Annotated in this window: 17 protein-coding genes; 3 read left to right on the plus strand and 14 right to left on the minus strand. The window is 64.2% G+C overall.

Going from position 1 to position 21102, the window contains the following annotated elements; all coding sequences use genetic code 11:
* The first annotated feature begins 383 nt into the window (after positions 1-383).
* A complete protein-coding gene (locus tag AB2B41_RS10800; protein WP_367877803.1) occupies positions 384-1076 on the plus strand; it encodes a short chain dehydrogenase in 693 nt (230 codons plus the stop codon).
* A gap of 241 nt (positions 1077-1317) precedes the next feature.
* Here AB2B41_RS10800 and AB2B41_RS10805 read toward each other — a convergent pair whose 3' ends face one another.
* From AB2B41_RS10805 to AB2B41_RS10870, 14 genes are all read right to left on the minus strand, one after another.
* Complete coding sequence (locus AB2B41_RS10805; RefSeq protein WP_367877804.1) at positions 1318-2136, minus strand: DUF2189 domain-containing protein; 819 nt, start codon at positions 2134-2136, stop codon at positions 1318-1320.
* 352 nt (positions 2137-2488) lie between these two features.
* Positions 2489-4345 carry an ABC transporter ATP-binding protein gene (locus AB2B41_RS10810; protein ID WP_367877805.1) on the minus strand — a complete coding sequence of 619 codons (1857 nt, stop codon included), beginning with the start codon at positions 4343-4345 and terminating at the stop codon, positions 2489-2491.
* A complete protein-coding gene (locus AB2B41_RS10815; RefSeq protein ID WP_367877806.1) occupies positions 4345-5178 on the minus strand; it encodes an ABC transporter permease in 834 nt (277 codons plus the stop codon). Before AB2B41_RS10815 ends, AB2B41_RS10810 begins: the two co-directional genes overlap by 1 nt.
* Positions 5175-6116, minus strand: a complete 942-nt coding sequence (locus AB2B41_RS10820; RefSeq protein WP_367877807.1) for an ABC transporter permease — start codon at positions 6114-6116, stop codon at positions 5175-5177. The genes AB2B41_RS10815 and AB2B41_RS10820 overlap by 4 nt, the downstream gene beginning before the upstream one ends.
* Positions 6117-6181: 65 nt before the next feature.
* Entirely contained in the window at positions 6182-7726 is a 1545-nt protein-coding gene (locus AB2B41_RS10825) for an ABC transporter substrate-binding protein (protein ID WP_367877808.1), read from the minus strand.
* 82 nt (positions 7727-7808) lie between these two features.
* The gene (locus tag AB2B41_RS10830) at positions 7809-9461 is read right to left on the minus strand and encodes an amidase (RefSeq protein WP_367877809.1); all 1653 of its coding nucleotides are present in this window, start codon (positions 9459-9461) and stop codon (positions 7809-7811) included.
* Between the two features lie 141 nt (positions 9462-9602).
* Positions 9603-10352 carry a DUF1028 domain-containing protein gene (locus AB2B41_RS10835; protein WP_367877810.1) on the minus strand — a complete coding sequence of 250 codons (750 nt, stop codon included), beginning with the start codon at positions 10350-10352 and terminating at the stop codon, positions 9603-9605.
* A 10-nt stretch (positions 10353-10362) separates the two neighbouring features.
* Complete coding sequence (locus AB2B41_RS10840; RefSeq protein WP_367877811.1) at positions 10363-12156, minus strand: gamma-glutamyltransferase family protein; 1794 nt, start codon at positions 12154-12156, stop codon at positions 10363-10365.
* Positions 12157-12171: 15 nt separating this feature from the next.
* Positions 12172-13053 carry an ABC transporter permease gene (locus AB2B41_RS10845; RefSeq protein ID WP_367877812.1) on the minus strand — a complete coding sequence of 294 codons (882 nt, stop codon included), beginning with the start codon at positions 13051-13053 and terminating at the stop codon, positions 12172-12174.
* Positions 13050-13994: an ABC transporter permease gene (locus AB2B41_RS10850; protein ID WP_367877813.1), complete on the minus strand. Its 945-nt coding sequence runs from the start codon at positions 13992-13994 to the stop codon at positions 13050-13052. Before AB2B41_RS10850 ends, AB2B41_RS10845 begins: the two co-directional genes overlap by 4 nt.
* A gap of 77 nt (positions 13995-14071) precedes the next feature.
* On the minus strand, positions 14072-15583 hold the full coding sequence (locus AB2B41_RS10855; RefSeq protein ID WP_367877814.1) for an ABC transporter substrate-binding protein: 1512 nt from the start codon (positions 15581-15583) through the stop codon (positions 14072-14074).
* A 5-nt stretch (positions 15584-15588) separates the two neighbouring features.
* A complete protein-coding gene (locus AB2B41_RS10860) occupies positions 15589-16689 on the minus strand; it encodes an ABC transporter ATP-binding protein (RefSeq protein ID WP_367877815.1) in 1101 nt (366 codons plus the stop codon).
* Positions 16686-17690 carry an ABC transporter ATP-binding protein gene (locus AB2B41_RS10865; RefSeq protein WP_367877816.1) on the minus strand — a complete coding sequence of 335 codons (1005 nt, stop codon included), beginning with the start codon at positions 17688-17690 and terminating at the stop codon, positions 16686-16688. The genes AB2B41_RS10860 and AB2B41_RS10865 overlap by 4 nt, the downstream gene beginning before the upstream one ends.
* On the minus strand, positions 17687-18403 hold the full coding sequence (locus tag AB2B41_RS10870; protein WP_367877817.1) for a FadR/GntR family transcriptional regulator: 717 nt from the start codon (positions 18401-18403) through the stop codon (positions 17687-17689). Before AB2B41_RS10870 ends, AB2B41_RS10865 begins: the two co-directional genes overlap by 4 nt.
* A 431-nt stretch (positions 18404-18834) precedes the next feature.
* Between AB2B41_RS10870 and AB2B41_RS10875 the strand changes: the two genes are divergently transcribed.
* Positions 18835-19584: a gamma-glutamylcyclotransferase gene (locus AB2B41_RS10875; RefSeq protein WP_367877818.1), complete on the plus strand. Its 750-nt coding sequence runs from the start codon at positions 18835-18837 to the stop codon at positions 19582-19584.
* 99 nt (positions 19585-19683) lie between these two features.
* Positions 19684-21051, plus strand: a complete 1368-nt coding sequence (locus AB2B41_RS10880; RefSeq protein WP_367877819.1) for a dipeptidase — start codon at positions 19684-19686, stop codon at positions 21049-21051.
* Positions 21052-21102 lie beyond the last annotated feature (51 nt).

Consider the following 21102-nt stretch of genomic DNA (forward strand, 5'->3'; position numbering starts at 1 on the left):
CGCACCAGGCGCTCAACATGCGACCGCCAATGCCCGAGACTCTACAAAGAAGTGGCCCAGTCCGTGGGGGCTAGACACCTTGAGCTGGCAGCTTGGACACGAGTAGCCCGGCGCATGTCATTGAGATAACGGACAGGTTACGTCGCTACGTTTTTCCATCGTAATCTCTTGAAAGAGCCCAATAGAAATAAGGACCGAAAACCTGAACGGCGTGTATCAGGGAGCAACGTGATCCTATGAACAATGCGGGCCGTGTCAGATTGTTCGACCTGGTTCAGGCCAAAAGCGCAAATTCTCGAGGACCGACAGATGGAATTCGACCGGGGTCGTGCGATCCTTTACCGAAAAGTGCGACGCTATGACGAGAAAATGAGGGATCAGGCATGAGGATCATCGTGGTTGGCGCGGGTGGGGACATTGGACAGGCCGCCTGCAAGGAGCTTCAGCAGAGGCACGAAATCGTCACGGTAGGTCGTTCTACTGGCGACTATCAGGTCGATGTCAGCGATCTTGGTGCGGTGAAGTCGATGCATGAAGCGGTCAGCACTTTCGATGCCGTCGTGTCCTGTGCAGGGGATGCCACCTTCGCGCCATTGGCCGATTTGACCCACGAGGCATTCATGGTGGGGCTTCGGCAGAAAGTCATGGGTCAGGTAAATCTCGTCCTCGCCGGACTTGATAGGATTTCTGATGGAGGTTCGTTTACCCTGACAAGCGGCGTCCTTGATCGTGACCAAATCCGAATGGGTTCTAATGCGGCAACTGCTAACGGTGCGTTGGCAGGCTTCGTGAAAAGTGCCGCTATCGAAATGCCGCGTGGCCTGAGGGTAAATGTTGTCAGCCCGGGAATGCTGGACGTGTCTGCGCCGCGCTACGGCGCATGGTTCCATGGCCACAAAACAGGTCCAATCCTACGATGTAGGGTTGGCATATGCGAAATGCGTGGAAGGCGCTCTGACCGGGCAAGTTGTCATCGTGGATTGATGGTCGCTTCATGGAACCGGGCGTTCGGGCAGCAGCAGCGAGTTGGCGCTCGGTCCCGCAGATGCGGCATCGGGAACAGCCGCAGCGAATGACTTATCATGGGAAGAATGACCTTGCGGTGCGAAAGCGTAGCATGCGGCACTTTCGGTTTGCCTTGAGTGACCGCTGATTGCGGCCTTGGCTTCCTGGCTTAGATTTCCAAGATGGGGCAGCGTGCGGAGGTATGGCGTTTGTAGCCATGTCTGAAAACTCGCGCTCCGACGACCTGCAAAATTCTAGGTCTCCTGTCTGTACACGAAGGGTACGAAGCTGCTCAAAGTGCTGACTGCTTCGTTACCCAGCTGCAGGCGTCACAGCGCGTTGATAGAGATGCCAGGTGGCGTGACCAAGGGTCGGGAGTGTCACGATCAGGCCCAGAAAGGCGGGGATCAAAGACAAGATCATGGTGACCGAGATGATTGCCGCCCAGGTGAGCATAACCGCCGGGTTGTTCCTGACGACGCGAATGGATGTAAGCATGGCGGAAACGAAATCGATTTCCCGATCGAGCAGCATGGGCATTGCCACGACGGTTAGCGAGAACAGGACAGCCGACAGAATTGCGCCAACGCAGGTGCCAATAGCAAGGAAGATCCAGCCCTCCGGAGTGAAGAACACGGTTCTCAGAAACCCAGCCAAATCCGAGAAGGACGAATCTTGCAGTACGATCACCAGAACAGTCCGAAACTGGTAGAACCACACCCAGAAAATGAACAGGGTGACAAAGGCCATCCAGCCCATCTCGCGCTTTCGTTGATTGGCCATCGCCCTGAGGATATCAGACCAGCCGAAGCTCTCTTGCCTTTGTAACCGGCGGGACATTTCGTAAAGGCCAGCCGCGGCGAAAGGCGCGACCAGCGGAAACCCGACCGCGGCGGGAACAACCATCCAGATTGCGCCAAGCCAGACCAGACACCAGACAAACAGGATTCCGAAAGCCGCAAAAAACAGGCCGAATGACCCGCTCATTAGGGGGCGAGCGAGAAAGTCGGAATACCCGGCCTTCAGCGACGCGGTGATCTCGCTCGCGGTGATCATATTGACCTGGGGCATGGCCTGCTGCTGCGGCGTTGGATTTTCCGGTGGCCTGGAGCCCGTGGCGTCTGATGTCATGACACATTCCTCCGAAAGCATTGCGCCGCACTTCTGCTCTTGATCGCAGAGGCAGCGGTGAAACAGCCATTCCTTCTGCGCACACAGGTTCGCATCAGGTAAGGCATAACGGCAAGCAAAGAGAATAATGGCATCGTCCCGCCCGGGCGGGTCTTCGTGCCTTCCGCAGTCAACGGCTGCAACCAGCCGATCCCTCTGCATGCCGAGAAAAGCGCCCGAGACCGATGGCAGGCCACTATGTCGTCACGGTCTGCCGCCCGAAAATCAAGAACGGGCAAGCTCAAGGCTCGACGATGGAACCCTTAAGCAAGGCGCCGAAGCGCGGGGCAGCTTCTGCGTTGTGGACGAAGGTTCACGGCGTTTTCGCGGGACGCACTTCGAGATTGATCTCGTCCCGCAACACAAGGTGGCCCTCTTCGATCTCGTCGTAGACCGAAGGTTGCGCCACGTGACCGACCGGGAAGACGGGTGAGGGGATGGGACGGAAATTCAGATCGTCGTGGTCCCTGCGCCGGGTCGGATCCGCAATCGGCACGGCGGAGAGCAGCGACTTGGTGTAGCTGTGCTGCGGGTTTTCGAAAATCTGCTGCCGGGTGCCGATTTCGACCAGCCGCCCAAGATACATCACCCCGACCCGGTGCGCGACACGTTCGACGACGGCCATGTCGTGGCTGATGAACAGGTAGGAGACGCCGAGTTCGGCCTGCAATTCCAGCATCAGGTTCAGCACCTGGGCCTGTACCGACACGTCAAGCGCCGACACCGCCTCGTCCGCGATGATCAGCTTGGGGTTGACCGCCAGTGCGCGCGCGATGGCGATGCGCTGCCGCTGTCCACCGGACAGCTCGTGCGGAAAGCGGGACATGAAGCTGCGCGGCAGTTCTACCCGGTCGAGAAGTTCCGCCACGCGGTCCTCGACCGCACCGCCGGTCTGGATGCCGAAATTGCGGATCGGTTCGGCGATCTGTTCGCGCAGGCGCATGTAAGGGTTGAGAGAGGCGAAGGGGTCCTGGAAGACCATCTGCATGTCACGCCATCCCCGGCGCCGAAGGTCGCGGTCACTCAGGGCAAGGATATCGGTTTGCTCAAGCAGCACTTGCCCTGAGGTCGGCTCGGCCAGCCGCAGGATCGAACGGCCGCAGCTTGATTTGCCGCATCCGGATTCTCCCACCAGCGCCAGCGTCTGGCCGCGCGCGATCTCGAAACTGACGTCTTCGACCGCGTGCACGTTTGCGACGGTCCGGCGAAAGAGCCCGCCCTTCACCGGGTAGCGCGTTGTCAGGTTGCTGACCTGCAGAAGCGGCTTTGGCGCGGTCTCCACCGGGCGCGGTGCGGTTGCGGCGGTCTCCTCGCCCACAAGGCGCATCGGCTCCGGCGCGGGCTTTCCGCGCATCTCGCCGAGGCGCGGGACGGCCGCGAGAAGCTTGCGGGTGTAGTCCTCCTGCGGATCAGCAAAGATCTGCTCAACCGGCCCCTCCTCCACGAGGTTGCCCCGGTACATCACGACCACGCGGTCCGCCATCTGCGCGACGACGGCCATGTCATGCGTGATGAAGAGCACCGCCATCCCCGTCTCGCGCTTCAGCCGGTCGATCAGGGCAAGGATTTCGGCCTGAATGGTGACGTCAAGCGCCGTCGTAGGCTCGTCCGCGATCAGCAGGCGCGGCTCGCAGGCCATGGCCATGGCGATCACCACCCTCTGACGCATGCCGCCCGAAAGCTCGTGCGGATATTGCTTCAGCCGTCGCTCCGGTTCGGGGATGCGCACCTGCTTGAGCAGTTCCAGCGCCCGCTCGCGCGCCTGCGCGCGGCTCATGCCGCGATGGGCCTGCAGCCCGTCGGTCATCTGCCGTTCGATGGTGAAGACGGGGTTGAGCGAGGTCATGGGCTCCTGAAAGATCATCCCGATCTCGTCGCCGCGAATGGTCTGCATGGTTTCGGTATCGGCCTCGGCCAGATCGATCTGCTTGCCGTTGAGCGAGAAAGCCAGCCGCCCCGAGGTGATCCGCCCGCCGCCGAATTCCACCAGCCGCATGAGAGACAGGGAGGTGACGGATTTGCCCGACCCGCTTTCGCCCACGACGCAAACCGTCTCTCCCGGTGCGATGGCAAAGGAGATGTCCTCGACCCCGACAATGGGCCCATCCTCGCCCCGGAATTCCACCCGCAGCTTGTCGATGCTGACCAGCGGTGCCTGATCGTTCGCCATCACGCGCCTCCCCTCGCCCGGGGATCGAGCGCATCGCGCAGCGCGTCGCCGAACATGTTGAGCCCCAGCACCGTGATCGCCACCGCCGCCCCCGGCACAAGTGCGGTCCATGGCGCGCGGTCGAGATAATCGCGCGAGGCCTGAATCATCAGGCCCCATGAGGCATCGGGCGGCTGGGTGCCAAGGCCGAGGAAGCTCAGGCCCGCCTCGGCAAGGATCGCGAAGGCGAGGCTGATGGTAGCCTGCACGATCACGGCCGGCATGATGTTGGGCAGGATGTGGAGCGTGATGAGGCGGAAGTCGGAGTTACCTGCCGTCCGCGCGGCCTCCACGTAGGGCATCTGTGCCACCCGCAGCGCCTCGCCCCGGATGATCCGGGCAAGGAAGGGCGTGAAGGCGATGCCGATGGCGATGATCGTGTTCTGCAGGTTCGGGCCAAGTACGGCGGAGATGGTGAGCGCCAGCAACAGCGCTGGAAAGCTCAGCAGCGTGTCCACCAGCCGCATCAGGACGTTGTCCGTGGTCTTGCCCACATAGCCCGAGATCAGGCCCAGCGGCAGGCCGATCACGATGGACATCAGCACCGCCGCCGTGGCGATGTAGATCGAGGTCTGCGCGCCCAAGAGCACCCGGTACATCAGGTCGCGCCCCAGCTGGTCGGTACCCAAGGGATGCGCCCATGTCGGCGGGGAGAGTCGCGCGCGAATGTCCATTTTCGTGGCGAAATCGGGCGGGATCAGCAGCGGGGCGAGAACAGCCACGGCGATCACGGTCAGCACGATCAGCGCGCCGATGATGCCCTTGGAACTGCGGAAGGCGGCAGGCAGCTTCATGACAGGCGGATCCTCGGGTCGACCACCGCGTAAAGCAGATCGACGATGAGGTTCGACAGCATCACGACGGCGGCGATGACAAAAACGCTCGCCTGTATCAGCGGGATGTCCCGGTTCAGCAGCGCCTGATACGTGAGCCACCCCATGCCGGTATAATTGAACAGGCTCTCGATCACGATGATCGAGCCAAAGAGGTACCCGACCTGCAACCCCGCCACCGTCATCACCGGCCCCACGGCGTTGGCAAGACCATAGCGCCAGACCACCGTTTTCTCGTTCAGCCCCTTGGCACGGGCCACGCGGATAAACTCTTGGTTCAAGATGCCAGTCATCGTCGCCCGCGTCATGCGCGTCAGATGCGCCATCAACCCGAGCCCCAAGGCAAGCGAGGGCAGCAGTGCGTGGCGAACCGCCGCCAGCAAGTCCTCGCCCGGATCAACGAAACCGGATGAGGGCAGCCAGCCCAGACCCCGCGCGAAGAGCAGGATCAGCATGATGCCCCAGAAGAAATCCGGCAGGCTCACCCCCAGCATCGCGGTGGAACTGGCCGCCGTGTCCTGCCAGCGATTCGCATGGACCGCCGCCCAGACCCCCAGCGGGACGGCGCAGGTCAGCGCGATGGTCATCGAGAACAGCACCAGCAGCCCGCTCGCCGTCATCTTTTGCAACAAGAGCGGCGCGATAGGTTCCTTGAACACCAGCGACGTGCCCCAGTCGCCGGTAACCATGCCCCCGATCCAGCGCCCGTATTGCACCAGCAAGGGATCGTTCAGCCCCAGGCTCTCGCGCAGGCCTGCCAAGGCTTCGGGATTCGATTGCGTGCCCATAATCATCATCGCCACGTCGCCGGGCAGGATGTTCGTCACCGCGAAAGTGATCGCGGAGATCAGGAACAGGGTCAGCAGCATCGAGAAGATGCGATTGAGGATATAGCTCACGCGAGAGAAGCCTTTGTCAGCAGGTCAGAAAGCCGGGGCAGGTTGCCATGCCCCGGCAGGTGGCATCACGCCTCAGCAAGCCAGACCTTGTGGAACCGCAGGTTCGACCCGTTGGGATGCACGATGGTATCGAGCCCCTGCACATTCGGCTGCGCCCCGATGGTGCCGTTGCGGAACCACAGCACGATGTCGAGCGTGTCGTCGTGGATCACCTGCTGCACTTGCTTGTAGATCGCCGCACGCTCGGTGGGGTCCACCGTCACGCGCGCCTGAGCCGTCAGTTCGTCCACCTTCGGATGCGAAATCTTGCGGTAGTTGAACGCGCCTTCGGTGTTCCAGAGCGAGTAGTAAAGGAAATCCGGCTCCCACAGCGTGAAGAAGTTCATCATGGAAATCTGGAAGTCCTTGTCGACCCAGACCTGGCTCAACCAGTCGGACCACGTGAGCTGCTCGATCGACGCGTCGACGCCCGCCAGACGGAACCACTCCAGCATGATCTGCGCGGATTCCACATGGTAGGGATAGTTCGTCGTGACCTTGAACACCACCGAAAGCTCGCCCGGCCCATAGCCTGCCTCTGCCAGCAGCGCCTTGGCCTTTTCGATGTCCTGCGGACGCTGGCCGAGATCGCTGTTGTAGGAGGCCGACGTCGGGTAGCTGGGCGAGGCGGTCGTCGCCCCCTGACCCCAGAGCGCGCCTTCCAGCAGCACTTCCTTGTCGATCATGTAGTCGAAGGCCTCGCGCACCTTCGGGTCCTTGAACGGCTCGAACTCGTGATTGAAGTTCACGAAGTCCCAGTTGAGCGGGAACCAGGAGACCACCTGCAGGCTGTCGTCGCCCTCGATCTCGGCGATCCGGTCTGCAGGGATGTCGTTGATCATGTGCAGCTCGCCTGTCCTGAGGCCGGTCAGGCGCACCGTGGGTTCCGTAATCTCGCGCGCGATGACGCGGTCGAGGTAGGCAGGCCCGCCCCAGTAGTCGTCAAAGCGCTCCAACTCTACCTCATTGCCGAACTCGCGGCGCACGAACTTGAAGGGCCCGCAGCCGATGGGCGTGGTGCCCTGCACGTCGCCCGAGCCCTCGGGCATGATCACGCCCGCGCCGTTCTCGGCCAGACGCGACAGGAAGGGCGCGTTGACCGCGTCCAGCGTGACGACAACCGTCAGATCGTCGGGCGTTTCGATGCTTTCCACCGCGTTGAACACCTCGAAGTTTACCGCACCGGTCTCCGGGTTGCGGCAGCGGTCGAAGGAAAACTTCACATCCGCCGAGGTCATGTTCTTGCCGTTGTGGAACTTCACGCCCGAGCGCAGCTTGAAGGTATAGGTCAGCCCGTCCTCGCTCTGCTCGAAGCTTTCGGCGAGGTTTGGGATCACCGTCAGGTTCTCGTCCACGGTCACGATGGAATCGTGCACGTTCTGCAGGACACGGCCTGTCGAGGCGGTGCCGGTCTGGTGCATGTCGAGGTTCTGCGTGGTCTCCGAATGACCCCAGATCAGGGTGCCACCCTTCACCGGCTCGGATTGCGCCAGCGCGGGCTGGCCAAGACCATAAAGGATCGTTCCGCCCATCAGCGCGGAAGTCGTCTTGAGAAAATCCCTGCGTTTCATCATGTCTTCTCCTTGTTGCACATGGCCGGGCGTCCTCGCCCGTCCGATTGGTGTCAGCCGACCTTGATCGGTCGGTTCTTTCTCAGTCTGGCTGGCGCGGCCGCTCGTCCGCGACGCCAAGGCTGGCCTCGAGGGCCTGCCCGAGATTCAGTATCGTGCCTTCCTCGAAAAGCCGCCCCCAGAGGGAGATGCCCTGCGGGACGCGGTGTTTCTGGCCGCTGTCATCGGCCTCGCCCGTGGTCAGCTTGCCCGCACCCAGCGAGGCGGGGCTGCGCGTTCCCAGTTCTTCGAAACCCGCCCGCAAATGCAGGCAGGGGTGGCCGGTAAAGTTCGAGGCAACCAGCATCGGCCCGGTCATGAAGGGCCCGATCAGCACGTCGATGTCCTTGAACAGCCCGTCCAGCGCCTGCATCACCAGATAGCGCAGACGGTCCAGCTGCACGTGATCCACCGCCGACAGGAAGCGCGCCTTGCGGAAGGTGTTGGGCCATGCGCCCTCGTCCTGCCAGGTCAGCGTGTCATCTTCGTCCGTCAGCGTCAGATGCTCGAAGGCCGCCGCCGCTTCGGCATAGACCACGTTCATCAACGCGCCATAGGGCAGATCGGGCAAAGATACTTCGACCACCTCGATGCCCAGCTTCTTCGCCGCCTCCAGCGCCGCGCGGTCGACATCTGTCGCGCCCTCTTCGAAGGCCTCCGGCAGATACCCCAGCTTCAGGCCCTCGATGCCCTTCGCGGCATCGAAGTGGAAAGGCGCCTGGATAGAACAGCGGTCGTTCACGTCTCCGCCGTTGATCGCTGCCAGCACCAGCGCGGTGTCCTCCACACCCCGGCAGATCGGCCCCACCTTGTCGAGCGACCAGCAGAGCGCCATGCCGCCTGCGCGGCTGACCCGCCCGAAGGTGGGGCGCAGCCCCGTGGTGCCGCAGCGCTGGGAGGGCGAGGTGATCGAGCCCAGCGTTTCGGTCCCGATGGCAAAGGCACAAAGCCCCGCCGCCGTGGCGGATGCCGACCCGGCGCTCGAGCCGGAAGAACCTTCTTCGAGGTTGAAAGGGTTGCGCGTCACGCCGCCATACCAGATGTCATTGTACGCGAGCGCCCCCACGGTCGTTTTGCCCAAAAGCACCGCACCCGCCTCGCGCAGCATCGTGACGATGCGCGCATCGCTTTCCGGCACCCTGTTCTGGTAGGGCTCCGCGCCCCAGCCGGTGACGATATCCCTCGTGTCGAAGAGGTCCTTCACGCCGTAGGGAATGCCGTGCAATGGCCCCCGCGATAGCCCCTTGGCCGTCAGCTCATCCATGGCGTCCGCCTCGGCCAAGGCAAGTTCCGGCGTGACCGTGGCAAAGCAGTAAAGATGCGGGTTCAGCCGCGCGATCCGGTCTAGGTAGATTTCCGTCAGCCGCCGACTGCTCAGTGCGCCGGAAGCGATCCAGCCGGAAAGCTGCGGCAGGCTGGCAAAGGCGATATCCTCGTCGCTCTCGGGCAGCGGCGCGTCTGGGCGTGAACCTGTCACACCATCGGCAGTTGGCATCTCGAAACCGGGCAGGCGGGGATCGAATCGCAGGCTCATCGGCACAGTGTTCGGCAAATCCACCTTGCGCCGGGCGACGGCGGAGTCGATCTGACCCTGCAGGTTGCCGACCATCTGCGCGCGTTCTTGAGCCGTATACGCAATGGCCAGCAGTTTTTCGGCCGCCGCGATGTCAGCTTCGGTGATCGGATCGGTTTCCATGCGCTTCCCCTTTCCTGAGTCCTTCTTATTCCATCTTGCGCGCGACGCCCCTTAACACCTTGCGCCAGCGGCAAAAATCCAGACCTCCTGCCACCGTGCGCCAGGAAAACCGGCAACGTCGCCCGGATGCCAAGCAGCCTGTCAAAGCGGCGTCGCGAAGGAGCGGCTGGCGCGGCCTTCGGCCTTTCGACGGTCTTCAGCGGCGGCGATCTCGGCGTCGATTCCCTTACGGTCCAGCGTACCGTGCGGATTAGCCCGGGTCGGCAGTGTTTTCGACATGATGAGAAATCTTTCATGCGCCACGTCATAGAGGCGCCGCAGCTCCGCGAGCGGATCCGGATGATCGTCGGCGCGCAGATCGAGCCAGGGATAGGGCTCGGTCCGGTGCACGATCACCGCCGCCGACTGGGTCCCGCGCTTGTCGCCCCCGGCCTTTTCGCCCGCCTCCATGGCGGTCATCAGCCGCTCGATCAGGGGCAGCCCGGCGTGGGCCTGATAGGCCGCCATCGTCTCGGCCACCACGGCCTCCCCGGCCAGCATGTTCCCCGCGACAGACACGCCCTCTGCCGTCAGGTGGCCGCACCAACCGACACAGTCAGGGCCGGTGTAGGCCGCCGTGCGCCCCTGCGCATCGACCATGTGCAGCTGCCGGTTCGCCCGGCCCTCGTCCGCGCGCACCAATGCCTCCAGCACATCCTGCGGTGCCTCGCCTGCCGCGAGGCGATCGGCGGCGTCGATGCCCCAGAGTGGGCTGACGAACGCCTGCGTCGCAACCGCGCCCTTACCCGCCCGGATGTGCGGCACGAGCGCGCCCACGGCAAAGAAGCGGCTGGCCACGGCGACCCCCAGCTCGCCCGTATCTGCATCATGTGCCACGATGGAATAGGTCATGCTTCCCCCTCTATCTTCCCACCGCATAGGCCTGCATCAGCCGCGGCGTTGCCGCGGCGCGCAGCAGGCCGTCGGGCGACCGGCTGGCGGCCGTGAGGCGTCCAATGGTCCAGGGCTCGGCCACTTCCAGCGCGTGTCCCCTGCGCCGCAAATTCGCGATCACTGCTTCGCCAAAGTCTGGCTCCACCATTAGGTGACCGGGCTGAACCGGCCGCGGGTCAAAGGAGCCCTGGAAATGCGCGGTGTTGAAGAGCGGCGCGTCTATGGCTGCCTGCAGGTTCATGTCGCTGTGGACGAGGCGCAGGAAGAGCATCAGTTGCCACTGGTCCTGCTGGTCCCCGCCTGGCGTGCCGAAGGCGTGGCGCGTGCCGTCGGGTGCCTGGGCCATGGAAGGCGACAGGGTCGTGCGCGGGCGGCGTCCGGGGGCGAGCGACGTGGGCAGCCCCTCGTCGAGCCAGAACATCTGGGCCCGGCTGTTGAGCGGCATGCCGAGGCCGGGCACGATCGGAGAGCTTTGCAGCCAGCCGCCGGAGGGGGTGGCGGAGACCGAATTGCCCCATCGGTCGATCACGTCGATATGCACCGTGTCGCCGCGCTTCTCCGACAGATGCGCCATGGTGGGTTCGCCCGCGCCGATGCCTCCGTCTGCGGCCTCTTCGCTGGCTTTCGCGCGGGCGATGGCGGCGTCGGCGAGGTCGTTGTAGCCGTCGATCCGGCCGGGGCGCTGGTCGAGGCTGGCCTTTTGTCCCAGCAGCGCGCGGCGCTCTTCGGCGTAAGCGCGCGAGAGAAGGGTTTCGGTGGGGATATCGCTGTGATCGGGGTCGCCGTAGTAGGCTTCGCGGTCGGCAAAGGACAGCTTCATGGCCTCGGTGACGGTATGGACGAACTCCGCGCCCCGGCTGTCCATCTCCGCGATGCCGCTGCCTTCGAGGGTGCGGAGGGATTGCAGCATCGTGGGCCCCTGGCTCCACATCCCGGCCTTCCAGACGGTCCAGCCTTCGTAATCGACCGAGAGGGGGGACTCGTAGCTGGCCTGCCAGCCCGCCATGTCATCGCCCGTCAGCACGCCGCTATGGGCACTCCCGGAGGCATCCATCACGCAGGCTTCGCGCATCCAGTCGTCGATCGCCTCGGCGACGAAGCCTTGGTAAAAGGCGCGGCGGGCGGCTTCGATCTGGGCTTCACGGCCCTTGGCGGCCTCGGCCTCGGTCAGCAGCCTCTCCCACGTGTCAGCCAGCGCCGGGTTGCGGAAAAGCGCGTCTGCCATGGGCGCGTGCCCACCGGGGAGCCATGTGGCGTAGGACGTGGGCCATTCGTCCCGGAAGAAGTCCGCCAGCCCCGCGATGGTCGCGGCAACACGCGGCAGCACGGGGTGGCCGTGGCGGGCGTAGTGGATGGCGGGTTCCAGCACGTCGCGCAGCGGCAGGCGGCCATGGTCGCGCAGCATCAGCATCCACGCGTCGAAGGAGCCGGGGATCACGGTGGCCAGAAGGCCCGAGCCGGGGATGCGGTCCAGTCCCAGTCCACGATAATGCGCGATGGTGGCCCCGGCGGGGGCGGTACCTTGCCCGCAGATCACCGTCGGCGCGTCATCGCCTGCGGGGCGAATGAGGGCGGGCATGTCGCCAAGGGGGCCGTTCAGGTGCGGTTCCACCACCTGCAGGGTAAATCCCATCGCCGCTGCGGCGTCGGCTGCGGTGCCGCCAGCCTCAAGGATTTTCATTCCGACGGCTGAGGCGATCCAGTGGGTCGATGTGGCGACGCCGAAGGTGCCTTTGATCTCGGGTCTGGTGGTGAAACTCATGCCCCTGCCCTCCTGTCAGTGATCGCGCGGGTCGAGCGCGTCGCGCAGACCGTCGCCCAAGAGATTGAAGCCCAGCACCACGAGAAAGATCGCGACACCGGGATAAAGCGCCATCCACGGGGCCTGTTCGAGGAAGTTCTTGGCGATATTCAGCATCGCACCCCAGCTCGGCGCGGGTGGCTGCTGGCCTAGACCGAGGAAGGAGAGCGACGCCTCTGCGATGATCGCGGTGGCGATGGTCAGCGTTGCCTGCACGATGATGGGTGGGATGATGTTGGGCAGGATGTAGCGGCCGATCATGCCCAAGTGCCCGATGCCCACGGCGCGGGCGCTTTCGACGTAGTCTTCCGTCATCACGCTGAGGGTCTGCGCACGCGCCAACCGAATAAAGATTGGCATGGCCGAGAGGCCGATGGCGATCATCGCGTTTGTCAGCGACGGGCCAAGGAAGGCGGCAAGCGCAATGGCCAGGATCAGGAAGGGTGCCGCCAGAAGCGCCTCGGTGAAGCGCGAGATGATGGCGTCGGTCCAGCCGCGCAGGTAGCCCGCAAGCATGCCCAGAGGCACGCCGAGGAAGACAGCGATCAGGACCGAGACGACGCCTGCGAGCAGCGAGGCCTGCGCGCCCCAGATCATCCGGCTCAGAACGTCGCGCCCGATCTCGTCGGTACCAAAGGGATGTGCCCAGGTGGGGGCCTTGCGCACCGCGCCCCAGTCGGTCTCGGCCGGTCCCGGCACGGGCAGCAGCGGGGCGAGCAACGCCACGATCAGGAAAAAGACGACAATCACGCCGCCCAGCAAAGCCGAAGGGCTGCGGCGGAACTTCTCCCAGGCGCGGTTGCGGCGGCGGGGCGGCAATGCATCGGCTGCGGCTTGGGGGTCGACGACGGCGGTCATTGATCGGACATCCTCGGGTTCAGGATGCGGTAGGCCGCATCGGCCAGAATGTTCATGAAGATGAAGGCAATACCGGTGCACAGCACGATGCCCTGCACCACGGCGTAGTCACGGTTGAAGACCGCATCGACGACCAGCTTGCCGAAGCCGGGAATGGTAAAGATCTGCTCGGTCAGGACCGCTCCTGCCAATAGCTCACCGAACAGGAGCGTGATCACCGTCACCACCGGCACCAGCGCGTTGCGCAACGCGTGTTTGACCAGCACCACGCGTTCCTTCAGCCCCTTGGCGCGGGCCGTGCGCACGTAGTCGGATTTCAGCACGCTCAGCATGGCCGAGCGGGTGTGGCGCATCAGCGTGGCGGCAATGGCTGTGCCCAGCACGAAGGCGGGCATGATCATCGTGCGGATGGATTGCAGCGGATCCTCGGTCAGCGGCATGTAGCCCGAGGCGGGCAGCCAGCCGAGTTTCACCGAGACAAGAAGGATCAGCATGATGCCAAGCCAGAAGTTCGGGACGGAAAGACCGGAAAGCGCCACGATATTGGCAAGCCAGTCGATCCATGTGCCCTTCTTGTAGGCCGAAAGCACGCCAGCCGGGATGCCGATGAGGATCGCGATGACCAGCGCCATGACGGCCAGCTGGATGGTGACGGGCAGCTTCTCACCGATCAGCTCAAGCACCGGTTGCTGGGTGCGCAGCGAGATGCCCAGATCGCCTTGCAGCGCGTTCCCCGCCCAGGCGAGGTATTGCACCGGGATGGGATCGTTGAAGCGGTACTTCTCGCGCAGGGCTGCGATCACGTCGGGATCACGCTCTTCCCCCGCCATCACGAGGATCGGATCGCCCGGCAGCAGGTGCTGCAGGGAAAAGACGAAGATCGAGATCAGGATGATCGTCGGGATCGCGATGATGATCCTGCGTCCGATGAAAGCGAGCATGGTGAAGCCTGGCTGAGAATGAAGTCCAAGTGCCGCCCCGGGATCTGCCCGGAGCGGCTTTTGATTGCGTTCTTCCGTTACTCGGAGAGCGACACGCCGTGCAGGCGGATCATCCCGTCGGGATAGGGCACGAAGCCGCTGATCGCGTCGTCAAGCGCCCAGATCCAGACCTGGTGGTAGAGGTAGACGATGGGCATGTCTTCCTGCTGCTTGGCGATGGCCGCGTTGTAGCTTTGCTTGCGCGTGGCGGTGTCGGTCGACAGCCGCGCCTCGTTCAGCAGACGGTCCATTTCCGGGTCGGAATACTTGCTGTCGTTGATGCCGCCACCGGTGGTCATGAACTGGTGGATGTTGCCATCGGGATCGACGCGACCGGACCAGCCGATCTGGCTGGCGGTGTATTCGCCCGCCGACTGGTCAGCCAGCAGCGTGGCGAATTCCTTGGCCGCCAGCTCGATGGTGATGCCCGCCTCGGCGGCCATGGCCTGAACGACCTGCATGACCTGCGTCTGCACCGGATTGTTCGCGACCTGCACCTCGATGGTCACACCGTCGGCGAAACCCGCCTCGGCCAGCAGCGCCTTGGCGGCCTCGACGTCGCGCTCGGGCACGGGGAAATCCGCGTTGTACCAGGGCGAAGTCGGCGAAAAGGGCTGGTTGCCCGCGGCAAAAGCCCCTTCAAAGACTACCTGGTTCAGGGCGTTGCGGTCGATGGCAAGCGACAGCGCCTTGCGCACGGCGGCGTTCTGGCCCAGCGGGTTTTCCGCCTTGGGACCGTTTGCGATGTTGATGGTGATGCCCTGATAGCCCAGCGATGTGGCCTTTTCGACTTTCAGACCCGCATCGCCCTCGGCAGAGGCAAGGTCGGTCGCGGCAAGACGCTCCAGCATGTGCAGATCGCCTGCACGCAGGTTCGCCAGACGCACGGTGGTGTCGGGGATCGGCAGGAAGGTCACGCTGTCGAAGTTGATCTCGTCCGCGCGGTAGTAGTCGGCGAACTTCTCAAGCACGATGCGGTCCTGCTGGATGCGCTCCTTGAACGTGAAGGGGCCTGCGCAAACCGGGTTGAGGCCGAAAGCCTCGCCCGCCTCGGCGGTCGCCTTGGGCGACAACATCATGCCCGAGCGGTCGGCAAACTGTGCAAGCAGCGTCGCGTCGGGGGCCCCGAGGGTGAATTTCACCGTGTAGTCGTCCACCGCTTCGGTGCTGACGATGGATTTCACTTCGGACTTGCGGCGGCTCAGTTCGAAATTCTGCGAGCGGTCGATATTGGCGACCACTGCGGCGGCGTTGAAAGGCTCGCCGTCGTGGAAGGTCACATCATCGCGCAGCTTCATCGTCAGTTCGGTGCCTTCGGCATTCCATTCCCACTCGGTCGCCAGCATGGGAATGATTTCGAGGTCGGGCGTGATGTCCACGAGCTTGTCGCAGAGCGAGGCATAGACGATCCGGCCCACGAAGGTCCGGGACTGATCAGGGTCCAGAACGTCGGGGTCTTCCTGCAGCCCGATCCGCAGGTCCTGTGCCTGTGCGAGGCTGGTGGTCGCGGCGAGGATCGCCGCCAGCCCCAGTGTCTTGAAGATACGCATGTGAGTTACTCCTCTGTCGTTTTGGTCGTGGTGGGGGATGTCTGTCCCATGGCCGCGCGGGCGGCGCTGTAAAGCGCGAAACGATCGACAACGGCTGCGGGACGGGATTCTTCGGTGCCGGTGATACCGTCGAGTGAGAGGGTCTCGGCCAGATGGCAGGCGACGCGGCGGCCCGGTGCCGTCTCGCGCAAAGCAGGGCGTTCGGTTCGGCACCGATCCTCGGCGTAGGGGCAGCGCGTGTGAAAGCGGCATCCGGGCGGTGGAGAGATCGGGTTCGGCGGATCGCCCTCGATCTTGGTCTGGACCTTCCGCGCACCGGTCGAGGGGATCGGGATCGCCGACAGGAGCGCCTCGGTATAGGGGTGCGCGGGACTGGCAAAGACCTCGGCGGCGTCCCCCAGTTCCACGATCTCGCCCAAGTACATCACCGCGACGCGGTCGGCGATGTGGCGGATCACGGCGAGGTCATGGGCGATGATGATCAGCGTGAGGCCGAATTCATCCTTGAGGTCTTCGAGGATGTTCACCACCTGCGCCTGGATCGAGACATCGAGGGCCGAGACCGGTTCGTCCCCGATCACCACGCGGGGGCCGGTGGCGAGGGCGCGCGCGATACCGATGCGCTGGCGCTGGCCGCCGGAGAATTCATGCGGGTAGCGGTCGGCATGTTCGGCCCTCAGGCCGACCTTGCGCAGAAGCTCAGCCACTTTCGCACGCTGCTCGGCGGGCGTGCCGATCCTGTGTATGCGCAGCGGCTCGGCGATGAGGGCGCCTACGGTCATGCGGGGGTTGAGCGAGGAGAACGGGTCCTGAAAGATGAACTGCATCTCGCGCCGCAGGTCGCGCAGGTCGCTGCCGGTGAGGCCCGAGATTTCGCGGCCCCCGTAGGTCACGGTGCCTTCGGACGGCTCGATCAGGTGCGACAGCAGGCGCGCGAGGGTGGATTTGCCGCAGCCGGATTCGCCGACGATGGCAAAGGTCTCTCCCTCGGCGATCTCAAGATCGACGCCGTTGACCGCCTGCACGACGCTGGGCGCACCAAAGAGCGGTTTGCTGGCGATGAAGCGGCGGGACAGGGACTTGGCGGTGAGGATGGGTGCGGTCATGCAGTGGCCCTCCGCGCGGCGGGCGCGGCCTGTTCGATCGGCGCGTGCCAGCAGGCGACCCGGTGTCCTGCATCGAGATCGGTCAGCGGCGGCGGCGCGTCGCAGGCGGCATCGGCAAAGGGACAGCGCGCGGCAAAGCGGCAACCCACCGGCATGTCCTGAGGGCTGGGCACGGTGCCGGGGATGGTCACCAGCCGCTCGCCCTTACCCGCGAGCGAGGGCATGGAGCACATCAGGCCCAGCGTGTACGGGTGTTGCGGATCGTCGAAGATTTGCGCGGTCGTGCCCGCCTCGACGATGCGCCCGGCGTACATGACGGCGACCTTGTCAGCCATTTCGGCAACGACACCCAGATCGTGCGTGATCATGATCTGCGCCGCACCGGTCTCGCGCCCGAGGTTGCGCATCAGATCGAGGATCTGCGCCTGGATCGTCACATCGAGGGCGGTGGTCGGTTCATCGGCGATAAGCAGGGCGGGATCGTTCGCCAGCGCCATGGCGATCATCACGCGCTGGCGCATGCCGCCGGACAACTGGTGGGGGTATTCGTCCAGGCGGCTCCTGGCGGCGGGGATGCGCACGCGCTCCAGCATCTCAAGCGCGCGTGCCCTACCCGCCTCGCGCGAGACGTCACGGTGTTCGCAAACCGCTTCGGCGATCTGGTCGCCGATCCGCAGCGCGGGATTGAGCGAAGTCATCGGCTCCTGAAAGATCATCGCGATCCGGTCGCCACGCAGGGCACGCAGCGTCTTTTGCGGCGCCGAGAGCAGGTCGGTGCCCTGAAACATCGCCTTGCCGCCCTCGATCCTGAGCGGCGTGCCTTCGAGTAGCCCCATGAGCGCCAGCGCCGTCAGACTCTTGCCGCAGCCGGATTCGCCCACGATGCACAGCGTCTCGCCCGCGTTCAGGGTAAAGCCCACGTCGTCGACCAGCGGCCGCGCCGCCCCGGCAACGCGGATCGACAGGCCGCTGACATCGAGAAGAGGTTGATCGGCGTTCACCGGATTTCCTTTTCCAGAGACTTCTTGAGATTCGCAAAGAGCGTGTTCAAGTGATCGCGCATGGCGTCTGCGGCGGCGGCCCCGTCACGGGCATCGATGGCGTCGATGATCCGGCCATGCTGATCGTCGTAAGCCGCGAGCGCTTCGGGCGAGCGGGCCCGGTGCCGCTTGCGCCGCCATTCCTCTCCCATGCGCACCTCGTCGATCAGGGTAAAGGCGGTCAGCATGACCCGGTTGCCCGCGATCCGTGCAATCGCCCGGTGCAGCGCCCCGTCCCATATCTCCGTCGCCTCGGCTTCTCCAGCCTCATGGGTCCTCTCGGCGAGTTGGCGCAGTAGCGCGACATCGTCGGCGGTAGCGCGGCGGGCGCAGAGATCGGCCAGCGCGGGCTCGATACAAAGCCGAGCCTCCATCGCGGTGAGCGGATCGACTTCCGAGACGATCTTGGCCGCAAGCTCCTCTGTCGGATCGGGCGGCTGGCCGATGAAGGTGCCCTTGCCCTGCCTGCGCCAGACCAGCCCCTCGGCTTCCAGCTGATCAAGCGCACGCCGCACCGACCTGCGCCCCGCCCCGAGCTCTGCTGCGAGATCACGCTCGGTCGGCAGCCTGCCATCGGAGGGCAGAAGCGCGTCCGTCACGATGTGCCGAATGGCACTGAGGACACGCGTGTCCTCGGAATAGTTCTGTCCGTCGATTGATCGGTTTTGCAGCATCCCTGACCCAAAACATTACGTCTTTGGTTTGAACCAATGTTGTTTTGGTTCGGCTCGAGCTGTCAACCTAAAATTAACCTGCGGCAATGCTCAGGGCCTGAATTTCGCCTCAGGATCAGACGGGAAGCTGCAATACTTCTCACGCAAATCTCTGATTTTGTGCAACTTTACAGGATGCTCCAATTTTGAGCAGAATCTTTCATTCCCGCCAACGCGCCACCCCCTACGCCCAACACGTCAGAGCCCCGGCAGAATCGGTTGCTCTCACTTGGGGATGCGATGTTCGCGGGCAAAGCGTGCTGAACGTCCTGTTCCGACTCAGCAGACGGTCCGCGCCCGGTCGCGCCGACCCTGGCCCGGAGGCTTGGGTCGCCCCCACCCAAACCAAAACTCTTCTGGCATTCACCACGCAAACCCGCCTAAATCGCGCTATGCCGTTTCCGCCTCATGTCTTCCGCCACACCCCTGCCCTGCGCGGCCTGATCACGCCGCCCGATGCCTCAGAGATGCGCTTTGGGCAGGACCGGTTCGACGAGCTTGACGAACAGGCCAGGGAAGAAGGCTGGCCGCCCGGTTGGCGGATGGACCACGATGCACGCGAGGCGAACAGGCAAGCGGTTCTCGCCAACCGCATGACCCGGGATCTCTGGGTCTTTGCCTATGGCTCGCTGATCTGGGACCCGGCGGTGCATGTGGAGGAGTATCGCTACGGTGCCTTGCCCGGCTGGCGGCGCAGGTTCTGCATGCGCCTCGACGGTGGGCGCGGCACATATGATCGGCCCGGACTGATGGCAGCGCTGGATGAAGGGGGACATTGCGACGGTGTCGTTTTTCGCATCCCCGCGGCCTTGGTGGACCGCGAGACACAGTTCATGTGGCGGCGCGAAATGTTCGCGGGGGCCTATCGCCCGGTGTTCTTCGAGGTCGGCACACCGCAGGGCCCGGTCGAGGCGCTGACCTTTGTCATGGATCACGACAACCCCCGCTACATGCCAGAGGTCTCCGAAGAAGAAGCCGCGCGGATGATCGCCCTGGCCGAAGGCAGGCTGGGGCCGAATTTCGCCTATCTCGATTCCCTTGTCAGACACCTCGACGAATTGGGGATCACGGATGCGGATATACATCGCCTCCACGCGATCGCCGGGGCGATCCGCGCGGAGGCGGGACTGTACCCACCCTGAAAGCGCCACAGACGCGCCTCGGAAACGCAGAGGATCGAGGCGCTTGCGGCCCGGCCATGACCGCGTCAGATTACGCCGAAATCACCGAGGGGGCCGCACATGGGTTGGACAGACTATCTCGACGCGCATCAGTCGCGTTTCATCGACGAGTTATGCGATTTCATTCGTATCCCTTCCGTCTCGGCCAAGCCCGAGCATATGGCGGACGTGCGGACCGCGGGGCAATGGGTGGTGGACCGGCTGACGGCGGCGGGCATCGAGAACGCGCGGATGTATGATACCGACGGGCATCCGGTGGTCTGCGCCGACTGGCTCCATGCGGGGGCGGACAAGCCGACGATCCTGATTTACGGGCATTTCGACGTGCAGCCTGCGGAGCCATTCGATCTCTGGACCTCGCCCCCCTTCGAGCCGACGATCCGGGGCGACCGGCTTTATGGCCGCGGCGCGACCGACGACAAGGGCGCGATGATGATCCCGATCCTAGCCGCAGAGGCGCTTCTGGCCGAGACCGGGCAGCTGCCGGTCAACGTGCGGTTCTTTTTCGAGGGGCAGGAAGAGATCGGCTCTCCCGACCTGCCGCCATGGATCGAGGCGAACCCGGAGCTCCTGAAGGCCGATATGATCTTTTCCGCCGATGGCGGGCAGTGGGATACGGAGACACCGCAAATGGTGCTGGCGCTCAAGGGGCTGACGTCGCTTGAGGTCAAGGTGAAAGGCGCGCGCGCCGACCTGCATTCCGGGATGCACGGGGGCGGGGTGGCGAACCCCGGCATGGCGCTGGCCCATCTGCTGGCAAGCATGAAATCGGCGGACGGGCGGATCACGGTGGAAGGGTTCTATGACGATGTGATTGACCTGACCGAAGAAGACCGCGCCGCCATCGCCCGTGTGCCGTGGGACGAGGCGGCGTATCTTGCACAGACGGGCGCCCCGGCCACCCATGGCGAACCCGGCTACACAACGCGGGAGAACCTCTGGGGGCGCCCGACGCTGGAGGTCAACGGAATCACCTGCGGCTGGCAGGGGGCGGGAACGAAAACCGTGCTGCCTGCGGAAGCCTCGGCCAAGATCACCTGCCGACTGGTCGCGAACCAGAACCCGGAGAAGATATTCGACCTGATTGCCGCCCATGTGGAGGCACATTGCCCCCCCGGCGTGACGGCGGAAGTGTCAAAGAACCCGGGCCGCGCCGATCCCTTCCTGGTGCCCGCCGGGCACAACGCCACGGCCATCGCCGGACAGGTGCTGGAAGAGGTCTATGGCAAGACACCCTATAAGACGCGCGCCGGGGGCTCCATCCCGGTCATGTCGACGCTGCTCGACCAGCTTGGCCTGCATGCGGTAATGTTCGCCTTCGGACATGATGACGAAAATCAGCATGCACCGGACGAGTTCTTCCGTCTGCCGACCTTCCGGCTGGGACAGACGGCTTACGGGCGTCTGATGGAACGGCTGGCCGGCTGACCGAAGCAAGGCGCTGCCGCAGTGCCGTTTTCGGACAGCCCGCGGCAGCGA

The sequence above is a fragment of the Sulfitobacter sediminis genome (assembly GCF_040811725.1).
GTDB classification, from domain to species: Bacteria; Pseudomonadota; Alphaproteobacteria; order Rhodobacterales; family Rhodobacteraceae; genus Sulfitobacter; species Sulfitobacter sediminis.